19 protein-coding genes are annotated in these 18,380 nt (G+C 36.0%); 1 reads left to right on the top strand and 18 read right to left on the bottom strand.

The window, feature by feature from the left end; translation table 11 throughout:
* Positions 1-14: 14 nt before the first annotated feature.
* Entirely contained in the window at positions 15-440 is a 426-nt protein-coding gene (locus CQZ94_RS16910) for a phage holin family protein (protein WP_105586299.1), read from the bottom strand.
* A gap of 335 nt (positions 441-775) precedes the next feature.
* Here CQZ94_RS16910 and CQZ94_RS16915 point away from each other — a divergent pair, with 335 nt between their 5' ends.
* Positions 776-1,504 carry a hypothetical protein gene (locus CQZ94_RS16915; protein WP_105586300.1) on the top strand — a complete coding sequence of 243 codons (729 nt, stop codon included), beginning with the start codon at positions 776-778 and terminating at the stop codon, positions 1,502-1,504.
* Here the strand turns inward: CQZ94_RS16915 and CQZ94_RS31230 are convergent.
* The 17 genes from CQZ94_RS31230 to CQZ94_RS17000 form a co-directional block, all read right to left on the bottom strand.
* Positions 1,501-1,677 carry a hypothetical protein gene (locus tag CQZ94_RS31230; protein ID WP_181149515.1) on the bottom strand — a complete coding sequence of 59 codons (177 nt, stop codon included), beginning with the start codon at positions 1,675-1,677 and terminating at the stop codon, positions 1,501-1,503. The two genes, CQZ94_RS16915 and CQZ94_RS31230, sit on opposite strands and share 4 nt — an antisense overlap.
* 156 nt (positions 1,678-1,833) lie before the next feature.
* Complete coding sequence (locus CQZ94_RS16920) at positions 1,834-3,042, bottom strand: BppU family phage baseplate upper protein (protein ID WP_105586301.1); 1,209 nt, start codon at positions 3,040-3,042, stop codon at positions 1,834-1,836.
* 3 nt (positions 3,043-3,045) lie between these two features.
* The gene (locus tag CQZ94_RS16925) at positions 3,046-5,490 is read right to left on the bottom strand and encodes a phage tail spike protein (RefSeq protein WP_105586302.1); all 2,445 of its coding nucleotides are present in this window, start codon (positions 5,488-5,490) and stop codon (positions 3,046-3,048) included.
* On the bottom strand, positions 5,487-6,170 hold the full coding sequence (locus CQZ94_RS16930) for a distal tail protein Dit (RefSeq protein WP_105586303.1): 684 nt from the start codon (positions 6,168-6,170) through the stop codon (positions 5,487-5,489). The genes CQZ94_RS16925 and CQZ94_RS16930 overlap by 4 nt, the downstream gene beginning before the upstream one ends.
* Before the next feature lies 1 nt (position 6,171).
* Positions 6,172-9,723, bottom strand: a complete 3,552-nt coding sequence (locus CQZ94_RS16935; RefSeq protein ID WP_105586304.1) for a phage tail tape measure protein — start codon at positions 9,721-9,723, stop codon at positions 6,172-6,174.
* Positions 9,724-9,739: 16 nt separating this feature from the next.
* Positions 9,740-9,955 (bottom strand): hypothetical protein, encoded by a 216-nt coding sequence (locus CQZ94_RS16940; RefSeq protein WP_000494315.1) that lies wholly within the window; start codon positions 9,953-9,955, stop codon positions 9,740-9,742.
* A gap of 5 nt (positions 9,956-9,960) precedes the next feature.
* Positions 9,961-10,350: a hypothetical protein gene (locus CQZ94_RS16945; RefSeq protein WP_105586305.1), complete on the bottom strand. Its 390-nt coding sequence runs from the start codon at positions 10,348-10,350 to the stop codon at positions 9,961-9,963.
* A 13-nt stretch (positions 10,351-10,363) separates the two neighbouring features.
* Positions 10,364-11,002 (bottom strand): major tail protein, encoded by a 639-nt coding sequence (locus CQZ94_RS16950; RefSeq protein WP_105586306.1) that lies wholly within the window; start codon positions 11,000-11,002, stop codon positions 10,364-10,366.
* A gap of 5 nt (positions 11,003-11,007) precedes the next feature.
* Positions 11,008-11,391, bottom strand: a complete 384-nt coding sequence (locus CQZ94_RS16955; RefSeq protein ID WP_105586307.1) for an HK97-gp10 family putative phage morphogenesis protein — start codon at positions 11,389-11,391, stop codon at positions 11,008-11,010.
* A complete protein-coding gene (locus tag CQZ94_RS16960) occupies positions 11,391-11,720 on the bottom strand; it encodes a hypothetical protein (RefSeq protein ID WP_105586308.1) in 330 nt (109 codons plus the stop codon). The genes CQZ94_RS16955 and CQZ94_RS16960 overlap by 1 nt, the downstream gene beginning before the upstream one ends.
* The gene (locus CQZ94_RS16965) at positions 11,710-12,042 is read right to left on the bottom strand and encodes a phage head completion protein (protein WP_105586309.1); all 333 of its coding nucleotides are present in this window, start codon (positions 12,040-12,042) and stop codon (positions 11,710-11,712) included. The genes CQZ94_RS16960 and CQZ94_RS16965 overlap by 11 nt, the downstream gene beginning before the upstream one ends.
* Positions 12,020-12,280: a head-tail connector protein gene (locus tag CQZ94_RS16970; RefSeq protein WP_105586310.1), complete on the bottom strand. Its 261-nt coding sequence runs from the start codon at positions 12,278-12,280 to the stop codon at positions 12,020-12,022. Before CQZ94_RS16970 ends, CQZ94_RS16965 begins: the two co-directional genes overlap by 23 nt.
* A gap of 1 nt (position 12,281) precedes the next feature.
* Positions 12,282-13,586 carry a phage major capsid protein gene (locus CQZ94_RS16975; protein WP_105586311.1) on the bottom strand — a complete coding sequence of 435 codons (1,305 nt, stop codon included), beginning with the start codon at positions 13,584-13,586 and terminating at the stop codon, positions 12,282-12,284.
* A gap of 1 nt (position 13,587) precedes the next feature.
* On the bottom strand, positions 13,588-14,172 hold the full coding sequence (locus tag CQZ94_RS16980) for an HK97 family phage prohead protease (protein WP_142395857.1): 585 nt from the start codon (positions 14,170-14,172) through the stop codon (positions 13,588-13,590).
* Positions 14,162-15,346 (bottom strand): phage portal protein, encoded by a 1,185-nt coding sequence (locus tag CQZ94_RS16985; RefSeq protein ID WP_105586313.1) that lies wholly within the window; start codon positions 15,344-15,346, stop codon positions 14,162-14,164. Before CQZ94_RS16985 ends, CQZ94_RS16980 begins: the two co-directional genes overlap by 11 nt.
* A gap of 649 nt (positions 15,347-15,995) precedes the next feature.
* Positions 15,996-16,544 carry a tail fiber domain-containing protein gene (locus CQZ94_RS16995; RefSeq protein ID WP_105586315.1) on the bottom strand — a complete coding sequence of 183 codons (549 nt, stop codon included), beginning with the start codon at positions 16,542-16,544 and terminating at the stop codon, positions 15,996-15,998.
* 113 nt (positions 16,545-16,657) lie between these two features.
* The gene (locus CQZ94_RS17000) at positions 16,658-18,379 is read right to left on the bottom strand and encodes a terminase large subunit (protein WP_105586316.1); all 1,722 of its coding nucleotides are present in this window, start codon (positions 18,377-18,379) and stop codon (positions 16,658-16,660) included.
* Position 18,380 lies beyond the last annotated feature (1 nt).

An 18,380-nucleotide genomic window follows, 5' to 3' on the forward strand; every position in this document is an offset into this window, starting at 1 on the left:
AATATGTTTTTTCATTATTGAACATCTCCCTTTTTATCTTCTTGTTTTTGTTTACTACCTAAAATTTCAACCGCGTTTGTCAAAGCTTGTGGAAGTGGGATTCCCATACGACCAGCATTTTCTAAAAGTGATAATAATTCATTACCGATAAAGAAAAAGATTGTCGCTTCACGAATTGCGCTATTTGTGCCCAAAACCGCATCTGCTTGAGTAGCTGCTGCAACCAAAAGAAAAAGCACCACCTTTTTGGCGATGCCTTTGAAACCTACTTTACTTTTTAATTCCCCATTGAATCCTGCTGCAAATACTCCTGTTAAATAATCGATAGCTGCCATAATTACCAAGACTTTCAAAGTTGTATCCCACCCTCCCAAAAAGTACCCACAGAAACCTCCAAAACCGGTAATAAAGGCTTTTAATAATACATCGATACGATCCAAATTCTTTCCTCCTTCTTCAAAATAAAAAGAGAAGCACGTTATGTGCCCCTCTTTGTTATATAAGCCGTATTTTGTTTGAAATTATCATTCCTGATTTAAAGATTCAAAAAAACCTTTGTCTATAATCCTTAACTTCTTGATCTAAATCTTCATATGCATAATCGTTGTTACAACTTTATTCAATAACACACCTCATAGACATCTCCCATTTTTTTAATACTTCCTCAAATACTACCATTAACTTTTGTTTATCAAGGGATTCACAATAAAATAATCACTCTCCCTTACCTATTAAAAAATGTTAATATTATAAAAGATAGAAGGAGGTGATTTAATTGCGTTATGACGATATAAAAGAATTACTAGCTGAAGTTGAAGAGTCCCTACTAGTAATTAAGGATAAATATGAAGAAGTTACATTGTCTAAAGATGTACGAGAAATTGCTAAGCCAAAAATTTTAGCTACAATGGTCCAATTAAGAAGTTGCTTAGATTATTGCATGAAGGACATTAACGAAATAGTTCTCAAACAAAATGGCGGAAAGCAATACTTCCCATATACTGATACTAAAAGGCGTTTTAAGGAAAAAATCAAGTCCGATTATCCTAAATTACGAAATGAAAACTCTAACGTCTACGCTATATTAGAATCTGTTCAGGATTTTAATAACACTGAGTATTCGTGGCTATCCCTACTTTGTAGAAAAGCAAATAAAAATAAACATGACTCACTAATAAAACAGAGCAGACAAGACAACTTCACAATTGATATTCCAGGATTTATGAAAATTGAGAATAGCACCAATATTACAGTTGAAAATTGTGCGGTTGCTTTTGGAAATGACCTCATACCTTTAAATTTCACAATAGACGAGAATGGACAATCTTCTGATCTAAAATTACTAGACAAACGTTTATCTGCTGAACGAATTGACTGGGTTACCTTCAATATAGAAGGGACAGATAAGGATGTATTAGAGTTTCTAACAAAATGCACGCGTGAGATTAGATGTATGGTAGAAAAATTATATAAAGAACTCACTAACCAAAGAACTAATCATTAATTATAATTTTCTTTGTGTGCTTTTATCGATAAGGGGCTGTTTGGCACAACAGCCCACCCTTTACAATCAGCCTCTCCACATCTGCATGATAATGTCACGAAATACTCGTGATATTCTTCTAACGTAATGCCTGAACGTTTACAATATTCTTCTTCAAATTTTTCTTTTGTCATAGTGTCCTCACCTGTTTTAAGTCATATTTTTAAAGGTTATTCGTTATAAACTCTATTTAATCCTTTTAAAAATATTATATGCACCTCTTATGAAATTAACTTTGGGCATCGTTTCAAAATAAAAAAGCCTGCTTCTGCACGCTTGATTTATTATTTCTAAACTGAAAAGCTCATTGCAATATGAACTGTATTTCCACTTTGAACCCCATTTACAAAAATTCCACCATCACTCTTTGCTGTGACTTCACAAATTGTTGGCACATTTCCATATGCAAGTGCTGGGAAAGCAATGTTTTGTACTGGTCTAAATCCAGCTGGAAGTGTTGCAAATATTGTAGTATTTACTGCATTTTTAACTGAACCAATTACCGTAATCTGTTCACCACTTCTTTTATATTTCGGAATCCTGTCAGGTACATTTTCTACACCAGTTGTTGGAAGGTTTGTCCAATCTTTATCCATTGCTTGTTTAATTGTGCCATCCGGTTTAATTCTGAATGCCTTTGACCAATTCCAGTCAGAACCTCCAGGTGTAATACTAGGAACAAATGTACATTCTCCGTTACTAGATTGGTACATTCTCCAACGCGCAGCATCTAAACCGCCACCCTGAATGATACCTGCTCCTAACGACTCAAACATTGATGTTCCTGCCATTTTTAAGTCACCTGTCATCGTACCGCCTGCTGTCTTGAGGAGATTCGTATTTGGTGTGTTAACTAGTAACCCAAGCGTCGTGTTATATCTCATGATAACTGCACCTGATGTGTAATCATACAAGTATATCTCTTTATCAGTTCCCGTTTGTCTCCCCGTAATAGCAAACGCTGGAACATTGTTTATATCATATCTTAAATTGATAGATTCAGGAGCATTAAGTACTAAATGCCCTGTCATTGTATCTCCGGTTTTCTTAACAACATCCATCTTATCAACTTTTTTTTGCAACTCATCTATCGTTTTCTTAAGAATCTCAAAATCAGAAATATAGTTTTCTATTTTAATATTTCCCTCTTTAACATCTCTCTTTAACGAAATTCGGATATCAGGTGTACTCGTTCGCTCTGTACTTTTTTCCATAACGAAATAAGCAGTCCAATCTGCCGATGTTGAAACAGCTTCAGCAGATAGCGTGTATGCAAATACACCATTCTTTGCATCAATTACTTGGGCATCATCACGCATAAATTGTCCTGTATGATTTTCCGCTTCATATTTGACTGTGTATCCTGTTAAATCTTCGCTTTTACCTTTGTTCTTTAGATGTACAATAATTTTCAAACCATTTTTATCATTCTGCCGAGAACGGATTGTTTTCGTAAACACTGGATCAGCCAAGTCGATAATAATTTCTTCCTCTCGCATATACTAAACCCCTTTCTGCAACATCCTACTTTTAATGTGTCTAGTTTGTCTTCTGTTGCGTTTTGTTTTATTCCTATGTTTTATATTACCCTTTGGTTGTATTGGTTCTAATTCTCGGATTCTAGCGTCTGTTTTTGTTACGTATTCTTGAAAGGCTCTAACCTGCTGTGAAATCATCCCATACAAACCCTTTCCTGTTTCTTCAGATTCGTTTGGAATGACAATACCATAATGAGTTGGAATGTCATTTGTCGTTAAAGTTGGTTCCCCCTCTTTACGATCCATACGCATTTCATAAAGTTTGGCTACATCCATTTTAAGGTTATATTGTTTTATATCCCAATTCATTACTTCATCTAATACATCAAATTTAATGTCTCGGATATTGGTTTTATATTTCCGTTTTGAGGAGACTTTAAAATCCCCTGCAATTATTCCACCATAGAATGAACCTGTACCAGATTTAACTTGAAGATACCCATTCTCATAATCCGAATTACGCAACATACAATATTGCATGATAAGATCCGTGTCTCCACCAGAAGAAGTATCAAAAGATAATATTCTTTTACCGTTTTTATGGTAATAAAACTTTTGCCCAGCAGTGAAATGCATATTTCCATTTGTGGCTTCAGCGATAAAATCATTTTTTGCTTTTGCTGCAAAGTTTGTACCAGCTTGTAGGTTCATATATGACAATTGAGATTCAAGTTGCAAATATTCCTCTGCTTTTACGTTTATATCGCCATTTTGACCAAATTTAATAATGGCAGGAAAATATAAGTCTGTATTACTTCCACCAATATAACCTCGTGTAATTCCTATCCCTGCTGCTTTAGGATAAATATTTGAATACTGATAAAGTGCAAGGGCTCCTTGTGAAGCTGTAATATCATTGTCTCCACCTATAAGTAAAGTGGGTTGTAATTCATTCCTCGAATTTTTGTAGTATCCTAAAAACATACGAGCAATATCACTTTCCATAATTCGCATGAATTGTTTAGATATGCTTACATAGTTTTTTGTATCATCGGATCTTAAAGTGGTACCACTAATTTCTCCACCTTTAATTAAATTACCAGTAAGTGTTCCAGCTGTTATAAAATCAGCGACAATTCGCCCATCATATGTAATGGCAGTTTCATATGGGCCATTTACTCCCCAAGGGGAATATCCTAATCCATTGATGTTCCACTGCCAAACCTTTGAAGCGGTCATTTCAGATTTTGTGTCCATAATCAAAATACGATCAGGATAAACCCTAACATGTCCCCCAAATCCAGAGTTAATAAGATTCGTCGCATTTGCTTTTGCTGCATCTAATATAGAACCAGGCATATCCTTTAATTCATCATGCATTTGATCCACTTTACCTGACATATCAGTGAAATTTTCTTTAAAGTTACCGATTGTTAAATTTATATATTCCTTCTTTATTGGATCATATTTATAAGAAATAACTTTAGCCTGGATATCGATGTTGTCTTCCACATGCTTGACAGTAACGATATCCCCCATATATACACGTTGCAAAATAGCATAATCCTTATACTCTTCTGTTTGAGATAGTTCTTGAAACTCAACTTTATATGTCGCTTTAGGTTGGTCAACCTTTTGAATTTCAAACATATCATATGCTGCCCTACGCAAAAGTCTATAAGCTTCCTCTAAAGGAACTGCATCATCATCATTTGCGTTCTCACCAAGAGCTGCTTTTATATCTTTGAATTCCACGACTCTTATCTTTGGATGAGGATACTTATTTATAAGTGGACTGTTTACATACTTTTCTGGTAAAAATAATCCGTCAAATCCTTGTGGCATAATTTTAGTAATCGGGCTCTTCCAATCCACATCACCCTCATAGCCTAATAAATCCTTTTTGTGTTGAATAACAACACCACGATCCATACCACGACTTTTGAGCATTTTAACATCAAAATTATCTCGTTTTAATTCTCCGCCCCACCGATTGATAAAAGAATTATCTAAACTCGTATCTAACATTGCTTCAACTGGATTTTTCCTTACAATACGTGCACTTGCTATAGTCGGTATATCGGAATAAAAAATAAAAGGATGCTTATATTGGCATCCTGTTGATAAACGGCTCATTGCAGCATTACCGTTTGTGGTTTGAATGAAGATATCTTCTATTAAATTCTCTGTTAGATCATAAAAGATGTGATAACACTGTACAGTTAGTTCTCCCATACTCGGTTTAGGGTTCACAACACGGAATAACTGGTCACCATCTGGCGTGGGAACTTTAACGATACTCATACCATCGATATCAATTCCGTATGGAGCGAATAACGGATAACTAAATGTAAATGCAAATAAACCGTTGAGCTCTTCCTCAACAGTTGCATTGTAAATATTCTTATCCAGAATACCGATTCCATTATGTGTGAAATCAGTCTCATTTGGTTTATATAGTGTAATCATAAAAATCTCCACCTTGGTTCAACTATAATTTTAGTAACTGTTTCAGACCATGAAATTGAATTTATTCCATCTTTAAAAAGTGGAAATTCGCCTATCATTTTAGAATTCATTGATGTTGTTCCAACATATGCTTCTAGTAGATCTGAATCGATGGTAACGGAATAAGCCACTCCTTTTATTCGGAACGATATATCATTAATAGTAACCGTTATATCACCGCTACCATAAACCACTAATTTCGGCTCGGATTCTACTGTTCCAGGATTTAAAATGCTTTCTGGTTTTGTTAATACTATTGGTGCTGTATCAATATATTCAAAAGGATCAAGCGTAAATTCCACTTCAAACTCTCCATGTTCTTCAATGTCATTAGCGATATCCCCGATTTTCACATGTTTTATTTTCCGATATACTTCATCATCAGTAAAAAACAGCGTTTTTCCATTAATAAATAATGACTTCACACGTCTTATTAATGGTTTTATGTTTTCATTTTCAAGCAAGTTGAATTTGACTTTAAAAGGGACATCTTTATACGCCCCTTTCTTTGTAAGCGAACCATGTCTACCAGGAACAATTATATGCTCTACTTCTTGTTCGGCGGTTGGAATAACTGGACGACCTACCATATATACTCCGAAACTACTTACTAATTCATTGTCAATTCCCATGTCCAGCAATTTAATTCCTCCCTATCCCTATTTTTGCATTACGTCCCCGTTGAGCAAGAACACTATCAATCTCTTCACCCATTAGTTTAATATCCCTATCATTCCTTACAACTGGATTATTAATATTGATAATTGTTGGCTCTTTTGACATAGTTGCTGCAATACCTTCACCAATTGCTCCTAATGTCTTTTTATTAAGAGGTAGTACTCCTTCTGGTCCCGCTTCACCAGCACCTTGTAAATTCCCACCGTTCATACCGAAGATAGTTGGTCTAGTGAAAATACCACCTTTAGCACGCCATTGAACATTAAGACCAGATGGATACGTAATGTCTTTCCCTAAAACGTTTTTCGTACTAGTTTCCAAACTAAAGTGTGGCATTTTGGGCATTTCAGGCTTTGGAATTTTCAATTTCAGATTGTCAAAGAAGCCTTTAATTTTATCAATGAATCCCTTCACCCCATCAACCGCATCTCTTATTGGATCCATAATAAATCTTTTCGCTGCTTCAAACTTTTCTTGTGCAGCATTCTTTACAGCATCAAATTTTTCACGTGCTGAATTATACAAACTCTCGAATTTTTCTTTAGCTGAGTTATAAGCTTCTGTAGCCGGTTGAACTACATATTGTTTTACTAAATTCCACGCTGCAAGTGTATAGGATTTTATTTTTTCCCAATTTCCTAATATCCAGTTTGCCAAATCTCCAAGTTTTTCTTTTGTTGTATTCCACAATTCTTGTACTGGTTGGATAACATACTGTTTTATTAAATTCCATCCTGCCAACGTATAAGACTTAGCAAGCTCCCATTGTGAACTTAACCAAGAAACTAAATCAGAGAATTTTTCTTTCACTAAGTTCCATGTCTCCTGAACTGGTTGAATGATATATTGTTTAAATAAACCCCATCCAATTTGTGCCGCAGCCTTTGCTATTTCCCATTGTGTACTAAGCCAGCTAACTAACTCGCCGATTTGTCCACTTACCCAATTGTAAGCTTCTTGAATCGGCTGAATAATATATTGAGATATTGCCGCCCAAGCAATTTGTGCACCTGCCTGTATTAATAGCCACCCTGCTTCGAGAACCGTAGAAATTAACGAAATAATAGGATCTAAGACTGTGAGAATGGTATTCCAAGTTTCCTGCCAGGCTTGTGTTAATGTTCCCCACAATTCTGACGCTGTTTCGACAAGAGACGACCAACAAGAAGATGCAGTTTCGACAATTCCAGACCATAAATCACTAAAAAATTGACCAATCGGATCAAAGAAACTATGCATCATTTCTGTAAATGAAGACCACGATTCAGAAAAGAATTCAACAATAGAATTCCATGTATCACTACATATCTGACCTATATCCTTCCACAAATCGCTAAAAAACTGACCTATTGGGTCAAAAAATTCATGCATCATTTCAACAAAAGATGACCAAGCTTCTGAGAAATACTCAACTGTGGAATCCCACCCATCACTACAAGCTTGAACTATACCAGACCACAAGTCACCAAACCATTCTTTAAAATCCGACCACTTTTTAGAAAGCCAGTCGGTTATGGCTCCCCAGTTTTTTATCACCAATACAAGTGCTGTAATCCCAACTATAGCAGCCATAACAACTGCAATGATCGGTAATAAAGCTCCATCTAGTGCCATGAATGAAACAGCTAGTGCGGCAATAATTGGTGTCAAAATAAGAAATGCTGTACCTAATAACCCTAAAACAGTAATAAACTGTTGAATTGGTTCTGGTAGTTTAGTAAACCACTCAGATACCTTCTTTACTCCATCAACTACTTTAGGTAAAATTTCTTTCGTCATATCTGTTAATACTTTTCCTATTGGTTCTAGTGCTGTTTGTGTTTCACGTAATGCGCTTTGGAATTGTTGACCTAATGATTCTTCTTGAAGCTTTTTCATTTCATCCATACGCCCATTTACATCACCAAGGCCACCGTTTACATCAGTAAGCCCTAATACAGCTTTCGCTCCCATGTCTTCCCAACGAGTTGCGAACAATCCAACGCCAATTTGATTTTGTTTGACTTTGTCGTCCATGCTTCCCAAATCGCCTATTACAGCTTTAAACACATCGGCGGCTGTTGCTTTACCATCGTTAAAAGCTTTCCAAACGCCTTGAGTCTCTTTTGAAAGCCCTGCAAAAGCATCCGCGGTTCCTTTTGAACCGTCCTGTACCTTCTTTCCGAATTCGGCAACTGTGTCATTGATATAATCCAAATTATAAGCACCATCACGCGTTCCATTCGCAAGAATGGTAAACATTTCTTGAGCACTAAAACCACCTTGTTTGAATAAAGGCGCATATTCAGAAAGGTTATCAAATAACTCGTCTGAATAATTTAGACCTTCTTGGGCACCTGCTGCTAGTAAATCAAATGTTTCTTGTGTAGATAAACCAAATTGACTCATCAATTGTCCTGCACCACGAGTTGCTTCGTTTAAGTCCACATCATAAACCTTTGCAAGTGTTAAAACATTTTCTGATGCCCCTTGTAATTCTTCATGTGGAACATCACGCATATTTTGATAGACTTTTATTAGCGCATTGTCTACCTCTTCAAGGTTTTCACCAAATCCCTTTTTCCATGTATCTACCGCTATTTTCTGAAGGTTCTCAGCACCTTTTTCAGTCAATCCCAATGAAGCTTGAATTTTTCTTTGCGACCCATCAAATTCTATAGCGACACCTGCGACTGATTTACCAAGTTCAATCAGTTTTTCAGACATTCCCTGCAATATCTGAGTAGCTTCCAACATATTGTGCAAGTCCATTTTCTTACCTAGTTCGGCCATACCATCTGCCGCTTGTGAACCACTTCTCCCAACACTTTGCAATGAATTCTCGAATTGCTTCAATGTGGTTTTAGCTTGGTTTAACTTCGTCTCAAGTTGTTGCACCTCTGTGGAATTCTCACCATATACACGCTTTGCTGCACTTAATTGCTGTTCTAAATTGTGTACAACTCTATCGGTCATTTCCATTTGCTGACGTAGTTGTTTTTGTGCCAACTCTAACTTATCTGCTTCACTAGCATTTTGACCTAATTCAGCATTTTGAAGCTTAAACGAGCTTGTTAAACGCTTTTGTTCCGCTTCAAGCTGTTTAGTATTAGCTTCAAGTTTCTCCATGTCTTCACGTGCTTCTCGTGCTTCAGTTGCTTGCTCTGAAAGACCTTCGTTGACTCTTTTCATTGCATTATTAAGTGAAGTTTCAGCACGTTCCGCATCAAGCAATTTACCGTACATTTTATTGAGTTGTTCAGCGGTGGTATTAGTATCCTTAGACATTGCTTCAAATTCAGCACGTAACATCGATGTACGTTTCTTAGCTGCTTCCATTTGGATTTCTAACTTTTTCTTTTCAGCTGCTAATTTATCAGTCATTGTCGCATCTTGACCCATTGCTGCAATATGATTTTTATATTCTTTTGCTGCATTATTCATAACCATGTTAATTTGCTTCAATGTCTGAGCATACTGAACCTGACCATCCATCTTGAAATTAAGAACAACATTTCTTTCTTTATTCCCTGGCATTTTCTCACCTCATTCCTCAATAAAATGGTGTCTGATCTAACGTGTAGACTTGTTTTGGTTTCTCTTCAACTAATGCATCCGGATTGTTGTATCGAAGATGCATAATGTATTGTTTTAAAAAATGATTAGGAGTGATTTTCCAAAAGTCATCCATACTTAAACCAAGCAATGTGTTACCAACATAAAAATAAAAATCCCAGTCTAATTCAGACTGAGATTCCTTGGTAAACACATTCTTTACTTTTTTTCATCCTTCTTCAACTTCTCCATATCATCAACTTGGAAGTTCTGGCCGTTAAAGATATCCCATACTACTTGGAAGATACCAGGTACATCGTAAAGCGGAATTGCGTGCTTAATTTCCATAGGTGTACACTCTGTTCCACCACTTCGAACCATTGCATAAATTAAAGAGCGCATCAGTTTAGCTTCTTTTTCACCTAAAGAAAAGTTAGCCTTCCCTACCATTTCATTCATTTCTTTTTCAAACTCATGATACGGTTTCCCATAAGATTCTTCCACATAAGGGAATGATTCAAACGAAAAAATAACAGGGATTTCTACACCCTGTACTTTGATTTTATTTATATTTATTTCAACATTAACTAAATCACTTAAACGTGCCATTTACATTCTCCCCCTACTGTCCTGTACTTGTTCCCAATGTATTTAATTGAGATTCATCACAAATAACTTGTTTCATAAAGTCTTTAATTGTAACGCCTGTTGCGGAATCACGAACTTCTGAAAAATCCACTTCCGTTACATCATTGAATAATAACGGGGTTGCTTCCATTACTAACGATTGGTCTTTAACCTCTGCTTCTTCGGTTGTTGTCGAGAACTTTTCTTCGGCTGGTGTAATTTGAACACGAGGATACCAACGACCAACACGAGAACCATCCGATAATGGAGCAACAAACCCTAAAGCGAACATTGGGAATTCTTTTACTGTCGCTTTATTAAATACCACACCTTTTGTTGCAATATATCCATAAATTGCATCTTTAACAACCTGTGATAATGCTGCAAAACTTAAAGACAATGTGTATTTACTATTTTTACTTGCATTTACAAATAATTTATTACTGGCCCATTTTTGAACTGTCGTACTATTTCCTGCAATCCCAAGTTCAGTAATGATGTCCATTACATAAATATCTTTTTCGTATGTTGGAATTGCGAGATTTGTATCTTTTCCACCAGTCATCATTGTAATATATAATGATTCAATCCCCACTGGATATAATAAATCCTGCGCTTTTGTTGTCGGTGCCATCTATATCATCCTTCCATCTTATCTATTATTTTTTCTGCTAAAATATCGGCTACTTTGTCACCCTCTGCATCAAATGTGTTTTGAGAAAAGTGTAAGCCTTTCACATGACCTCTTCCATTCGCTTTTTTATGACCATGTTCAGCTAAATACCAATACCAAGCGCTATCTTCAAATTCCACAGAAACACGATCATTTTTTATAACGACTTTCAAGCTATTTTTTAAATGTGTTCTTTTGTTCTTGTTTGAGAGTTTAATATTTGCTTTTAATTTTGATGCAAAATATTTAGCTGCTTCCTCTAATACATCCATTTCTACTTGCTTATTAACTCTAAGCAACGTATTAATATCTTCTAAAGCATCAGCAAATCCATTATTGTTAGCAGCCATTAATTAATACACCTCACCGATGTTATGAATTGCGTTACAGTGTCATCATTCTCATCATAGGGAATGCCAAAAAATGAAGCATATTCAACTCCATTTTCATTAAAAATTGCTGTTAATGGTTCATAATCTTTTTCAGTACCATTTGTAATTACTGCAATTTGATATAAAGGCATTGACTTAATAACTTTAGATGATGCACGTTTATGTGTTTCGTTCACAAATTCATACACAATGTAAGGATACTTTGCCTTTGAAGGAGCTTCATCACGATAGACTGGAATACCTGATTTTTTCATGATGTCTCTTAATTGCTGAAAATTAATTTGCATATGATAGTGACACCTCCATCATTCGGTCTTCTTCTCGTACATAAATGCGCTCAATATCGTAAATACGACCACCAACTTTTACACGGTAATCCTTTTGGTTGTTTTCAATATCTCTATCAATACGAACCTCAATTTTCTTTATAATTTCATTCGTATCTTTGGTTGTAAATTTATCTGTAGCTGTAACTCCGATATTGTTATAACGAATTTTACGTTCAAATGGATATCCCATCACAACACGGTCTGTTTCTGGATTAATCGTCTCCCCTAATTTGAGAAGATCTCCCAGCCATCTGAGTTTATTTGTCTGTCTCTTCGGCATCGTATACCTCCTGGATGAAGAAAGGTGTCATTGCATCAAGTGCCTGACCTAATTCTTTTTCCGCTACACGATATTCATAAAAAATACCTGCGCACATAATGACCAGGTACTCCACTTCTCTTCCACATGATTTTTTTACGTACCGCTGCCCTTGTTCAATATAAAAAGGGAGCATAGATTCATCCATGCCCTCTTCCCAATGAATATGAGATTTTAATCTCTCAATTAAATCATCCATATTAAACTCCTGTAGAAGCTGCTAAAACATATTTATAAACTGGAACCTCAAATGGTGAGTGAATTAATTGAGCATCTAATAGATTCCAAATACGGAAACCTACACGATTTGTACGTGAGAATAACTCAACTAATTTTTGTACTTCTAATGAGCCGATAACATCTTGAATATAGAATTTCGAGAAGTCACCAAAATAGAACACTGGTGTATCTGGTGAATCAGGAATGTCAATTGCATCCTCTTCTTCAACTGGGAAGCCTAATAATGTATATCCAATTCCACCTTCTGCTTGATTAAATGGACGAAGCAACGGGAAGCCATCATCTGTTTTCATTGTTTCGATTTTAGTTAATGCTGCCGTATTTAATACCCATCGTGCTTTTTTACGTACTTCTTTAACTGGCGTGTTCTTCATTTTTACTAATGCGTTGTATAAATCTTTTTCATCCGTTTTAAACTCAACAGCTTTCTTTGCTAATGCGCCATCATTTACGTTATTAGCTTCATCGCCATTAACCATATATTGAGTTTCTTTACGAACATAAGCTTTCTTCAATTCATCCATCACGATTTGCTCAATTGGTAACCCAGTGCGTGCTAATAATTTTTTCGTTACAGTTGCAAGCGCATCAAACTCTGTTGGAGATAGTTCGATCTCATCGAATTCAATATCCGTTTCCGGGATTTCATTATTTGTTCGCTCATTTTTATGACCTTGAGCTTCTGCCTTTTTAACTAAAATAGGATACTTAATATTTTCTTTTGTTTTTACTCCTGTTCCTAATCGACGTAAAAAGTTTTCTTCTTGAGCATACGTAATAATTTCTTTACTTAAGAAATCTGGAATAGTAACAGAACCATTACCAGTAACTAACCCTAACGCGCGAGCTTCCCTTTCATCAATATTACCCACAATATAATTAGCAAAAGCTGAACGAGTTTCCTTTTCTTTGTTTTTAGTAGATTCATGACCTTTAGTAGAAAGACCTGTTCCAATAGATGCCATAATTGCGGAACGTTGTTCTTCTGACAGTTCAGTTTTTGTATCGGGATTTCCCTCTTTTTCATCAGGATTTTCTTTTTTCTCATCTTTCTCTTTGCCTGGATCTTCTTCTTTTTCGTCTGCTTCTAATTTTGCTAATTCATCAGCAAGAGTTTGCGCTTCTTTTGTTAATGCTTCTACTTCAGCCTTAACTGCTGCTAAATCTTCTGAACGAACTTCACCCTTCTCTACTTTCCCTTGTAATTCTTCCAAACGAGCTTTATTTCGCGCTTGAGATCCTTTTAAGATTTCTTTTAAATTCATTTTACATTTCCTCCAGAACATTTTTTATTTGTTTGATAAGATTATTTCTTTCTTCTACATTGTCATCTTCAAGAATGGTTTTTACAGTTGCTGCTTCACTTCTCATTTCAATCATGGCGGTATTTTCGCCCCTGGTTTCAATGGAAGTGGCAACATATGCTGGTGTCATATCCAAAATAGACACTTCTAAAAGCTCTAGTTCTTCAATAGAACGCTTTTGAACACCAGATTCGCCCTCTTCCCATGAATCTTTTTCAGAAACAAAACCAAATGACCAACCACGCAATTCTTTATCCTTGGCTTTTTGAATCACTTGTTCATCTGTAACCGTAGCAATGGCTCTTAAACCAATATTATCTTCATACAATTCCAGATTTCCGTTTTCAATAGAGCCAAGCTTTCTATTTTTATCGTGGTTAAAAAGCAAGTCCACATTCTTTGCTTTCTTTAACGCTTTTTCAAACGTCTTAGGGGCAATCTTCTCTTTGAAATATCCTCTTGGTGAAGGCAACATGCGACTTTCTCTGTCCACAACATTCACATAGCCATCAAGTATGACTTGATTCCCTCGGACCTCAATTTTCATTCTCTTCACCCCCTCCCAATAACTCACCTGTAGTCTGCGTCTCACCAATTTTCGATAAATCATTAGAAATATAGATTGCTTGTGACTCAGGTGTATTTTGTTTAGGGAATCCGAGCATATCGGCAACATTGTCAGGTGAAGTAATGGCTGTACGCACAAGGTTATAACCGATATTTGTCTTGTTGCTATAAGTGACAAAATCAAGAATATTAATCTTGAATTTAATTCGTTTCCCCGAATTTTGACCATAAAAAAGAAGACTCAAATGGTCTTCAAAATTTTTCATTATTGGTCTTACTGCTTTGTTGTGTATATACATCATTGCTTTTTCAATATCTTCTTTGATTAGCTCTGTGTATGTATCCACATTTACACCTAAAAACTTACCCAAATCCTTTTTGTATACATTTAGGTATGCTAGGGTCTTTTCATCGTCTAACGGGCTTTTAAGCGTGTCTATTGAGTACCCTTTTCCAAGAGGTATCATTTTTACAGACCTTGATTCATCGATTGATTCCAGTTGGTCTAAAATTGCATTGATTAACTTTGACTGCGCACCATTCTGTGGATTAATATGGGCATCCAAATTTAACAAGAATGCTAATAAACCACCCTTTTTATATTTGTCAGTTAAAGTTTTCTCAGCTGACATAACGCCCTCGAGTGTATCTCTTCCTAAATCAAGAATACCTTTTCCTCTTAAATGATCTGCACCAATATTTTTCACATGACGAATCATAAACGGAGGGATTTCTTCCCCACCGATGTTAAAATGTTCTACTAAATTATCATCTAACTCTGTAAAAACACTTGAAGCTAAATGTATTTGAGTGCCATTTAATATAGGGAACGTTTCTCCCTCGAGCAAATAGGTATTTGTCATTAACTTAATGAATTCAGATTGCGTTAGATAATCATTAGGATTCTTTAAAATACGAAGTGCAATGTCATCTTTAATTTCATTCCCAAATTCATCTTCCACAACAATATCAGCCAATAACATTTGATTGCTAATATCTTGTAACAATTCATAAACATCACTAGATTCCAAGATATTTGAATCCGTAACATATACGCCACCGTAACGAATACTTTTTCCTAAAACATCATCAAGATAGCCGCGCTTTTCTAGCTTTCGATACAAATAATTTGAAAACCTATCCCTTAAACCCAATTTCTCACCGCCTTTCAATTAACGAACGTTTCCGGATCCGTTAAAGTAACTTTGTTCGTATTTTAAATTTAAGCTTTGCTATGCATGTTAGACAATTATGCATGGACAATTCCCCAAAAAGTATACAGCTAAATATAATATTGTGGAAAACAAGATTAAGATAAGGAGTGATTGTCTTTGTATCGTCAGTATTGTTATAAAGTCCCTTATACCTATGCCCAATGTATGGCGGATTGCACATCTGGAGATAATCCAGGTTTCGATTATGAATGTCGGCCTATATGTTGGCAGTATAAAACAAGACCTTGGTATCTACAATGTACAAGACCTACGGCATATACACCTTATGGCATGAGTCAAGCAGCACCTTACATTCCACAGCCGAATTATTATCCATATTCCTATTTTCCTATGCAACCTTCTTTTCACTGCCCTCCTGATTCTATAAAATGGTGGGTATGCGACGATGGGCCTACCAATTGTCATTGGGAATGCCTTCCAACTTAGTGCTTGAGTATTTGCCGAGAGCCAATCAAACACCGCCTTTCAATTAACAAATGTTTCAATTTCCGTTAAAACTTTTTTGTTGACATTTTACAAAAGAAAAAGGACCTTTTTTGGTCCTTTTGATTAATTCCTTCTTTCCGGTTTATCTCTTAGACTCAAGAGCTAATAAACGAGCCTCAAGTTTAGCTAAATTCTTATGTAATTCAGCATTTTCAGCCTCGAGTTTCTCATTTAGCCCTTGAATAGCCGCCAAGGCTACACCTTGTAAATCAATAGTTGAAATATGTTTACTATCATCACCATCAAGTCCAAAGGTGGCATTAAAGTCCTGAGCAGTTGGGCCAATATGACATCCTTCAGATGTGTCGTTTTTATAGTTCCAAGTCTGAATTGGCACACTCGCTAACTTATCAAGAACTTCAAGCGTGTTAACACTCAAGAAATTCTCCTTGGCGTTTTTGTCACTGATGAGCCTAACCCCGCGTGCATAGACGTCAAAATCTGCAGAGATGTTACCCTTTACATCCATGTTACCTGCTGCCAAGACACCACCAATATTATTAACTTGAAAGACGACGGCGCCTTGAGGAGAAAATCCATAGATAAGCATTCCCAGGTTTGCAAAATTAGTAACATGTAAAGCTGCAACATTTTTCACATTAGACTCTAAGTATTCCGGAGGCCCTGCCATTTGAATCCCCCCTTAAATGTCATTTAAATTAACTAGATATCGGTAAAAGTTTTACATTACAAATATATTTTCAATGTTATATTTTAGAACTCCCTAAAATCATCATTCACGTTTCACCTATAAATCTCATTAATTAAATCATCCATATCTTCACCATCTATATCTTCCATCTGCATCATAGTTTCTTTATGAGCAACTAAAAAAGCCACAAATCCATCAATCTTTTTCTTTGATTGACGTTTTGAAGGCCCCTTCATTCCATTCATATTCACTATTACTACTAGGTTTAATGCACAATATATAAACAATGGATTGTCTGTAAACAAACGCTCTTCATAAATTAAACGTTCTGCATCATCAATCATAGCGTTCATTACGTTTGGATACTGATTAACTACTAAACACTCGAGACCAAGATTCTCACACTTTTCAATGAGTTTTTGAGACATGGCTGGATCATAGTTTAGTTGGTGCACATCGTATAATTCCATGCATTCTTTGATGTAATCCAATACTTGATCCTGGTCAATCATTTTACCATCACAAAACTGAACGTAACCGCGCTCAACTAAGTCTGTATAAGGAACATTGTCCTCCTTTTCACGAAACTCAATGTCTGCATTCGGTATGAAGTACATCTGTTTAACCTTCAGAATGGCTTTCCCGTCTTCATCATAAGTCGGAAAGTTCAAGTTCACGCAAGTTAAGTCTGTTGTTTTTGACAAATCGAGACCAAGATAACAAGTTTCACCTGCAAGGTCACCGAGGTCTTCCACAAGGACATGCTGCACCTGATCTTGTTCAAAATAATTCTCAGCACCATTAACGAATACGTTTAAATGTTTAGAAAGAAACTCGGCTTTCTTGTGTGCTGAACGTGATGCTGAGATGAATTCAGTTTCAAGTGCACTCATCGTTACAGACACACCAATATTCGGGTTAACCATCTCCCAAACATTTCTGTCTGTCCAATCATAGTTCTTGTTAGGTTCGTATATCATGACAAAACTTGAATCATTATCATCACGTTTCAATACTTCTTTTGCTTCACGATACACTCGCATACCAACGCTAGATGAACCTTTACCAGCCGTTGATATATTAAACATAATCGGCTCAGCACGAGAAACTTGCGCTGATTTAAAGTTATCGTACTGATCCATATTTTCTTGAGCATGAAGCTCATCGTTTAAAATGAAGTGTGGATTGGAACCCTCAATGGATTGTATGTTTTTACTCATTACTATGAATTGGTTCTGATAAGCCAAATCATCACGAATATAGTCATAGGTCACACTGGAAATTGTACCTTTTGGTCCTTTATAAATGTGTGAGCAATCCATTAATACATCATGGTTCATAATTGTTGCTGCAAATGGCTTTGCTGCATATTGCGCCTGGTTAAAATCACTCGCACAACAATAACAATCGGCACTGAGTACTCCTTCACCGTACATCGCATAACCAAGAGCACCAACACCGATTAAGGTTTTACCATTTTTCTTAGGAACCTGGATATAAGCTTCACGGGTAACACGAACAACTTTACCTTTTTCATTCTTATGAACCCATCCATAAATCCATGAGTAAGCGAATTTTTCCCACTCCTCTAGAATAAAAGGTTGTCCAGCTAAATCACCTTTAGTATGACGGACAAACGTTTCTACCCAATCCATCATTTCATTTGCACGGTCCACATCGAACCAAATATCTTTACGCTTTTTCCATTTATAATAACGATCTACCATTGCTTTGATAGTATCGGGATATTTTTTAGGGTTCTTTCTTACTTGTTTTGCATAAATCTCTGCATAGTTAATGCCACGTTCAATCACA

Source organism: Bacillus sp. MYb209 (assembly GCF_002975175.1).
GTDB lineage: Bacteria > Bacillota > Bacilli > Bacillales > Bacillaceae_G > Bacillus_A.